This is a genomic window from Roseateles sp. P5_E1, from assembly GCF_054049335.1.
Genome location: NZ_JBFUMN010000136.1, coordinates 1 through 1,037 on the forward strand (window position 1 = coordinate 1; position 1,037 = coordinate 1,037).

1 protein-coding gene is annotated in these 1,037 nt (G+C 68.1%); it reads right to left on the minus strand.

Features of this window, described 5'->3' with window-relative positions; translation table 11 throughout:
• Window positions 1–155 precede the first annotated feature (155 nt).
• Window positions 156–1,037 (minus strand): TraB/GumN family protein (locus ACXJKJ_RS30145; RefSeq protein ID WP_457395016.1); only part of this gene is annotated, 882 nt, incomplete at its 5' end.

The following is a 1,037-nucleotide window of genomic DNA, read 5'->3' on the forward strand; positions in this document are numbered from 1 at the left end:
CCTTCAAAGGCGACGCTGGTATAGGCGATCGCACGCAATGGCATGCTCGTGTAGCCCCCTGTTGACTACCCAGACTATGCCACGAAGCTGTACACCCAGGTCGATGAGAACTGTGCGCRCCAGCACACGCTGACCTGCGTACAGATGCCGCAGGCTCAGGGCGCTTCCACCTGGAGGCCGTCCTGCTCCAGACGGGCCAGGTAGCCGCCCGGCTGCACCAGCGTATGCACCGGGACGACCGCGAAGGTCGTCGCGTTGCGAGCCAGTGCCGCGCGCGCCACCTGCAGCCACTTGTCGGCCGCCTGCTGCTCCACGCCCAGCAGCCCACGGCGCCGGCCGAACTCGCTGTCGGCGACCGCGCCGACGCAGGCGTCGTACTGGCTCTGCACCGCCAGCCGCTGCAGCGTCTCTGTGTCGCCCACCGACCACGCATTGGCGCGTTCCACCAGCAGCGGCAACTGGTGTTCCACCACGTCCAGGGTGCGCTGGAAGCACTGCACGTCCTGCAATGTGCTGGCGCGCACTTCCTTGAGTGCCTGGCGCGGATCATCGACCTTGATCACCACCCGGGTCACCACCGGCTTCAACCCGCGCGCCTTGTAGGCCTTGTCCAGAATGGCGGACACCGGCGTGCCGCGGCCGAGCCCGACCGACTTCAACGCTTCGGCATACAGGCGGGTCGCCGCGACCAGCGGACGATCCTTTTCCACCCCGCCGTCGCGGCCCAGATAGCGTTGTTTGAGCGGCAGCCAGCGCGCGTACAGCGGCGCCGGCAGGATCTCCTCCAGCCGTCGCCCCTGCGGATCGTGTGCGGCCTTCATTGCCGAAGGCAACAGGGTCAGGCCCTTGAAGAAGCCGACGTCGGCATCGACGGTCCAGCCCGGGGTGCCGAGCACTTCGCCGGCGCTGGCGATCACCGCCTGGACCTCATCGGCACGCCACTCCAGCTTGGCCGGGAGCGGCGACACCGTGCCCAGAATCCAAAGCACATGCCCGTTGCCGGCGGTCACCTTCCACATGCCCGGTCCGGGCTGTAC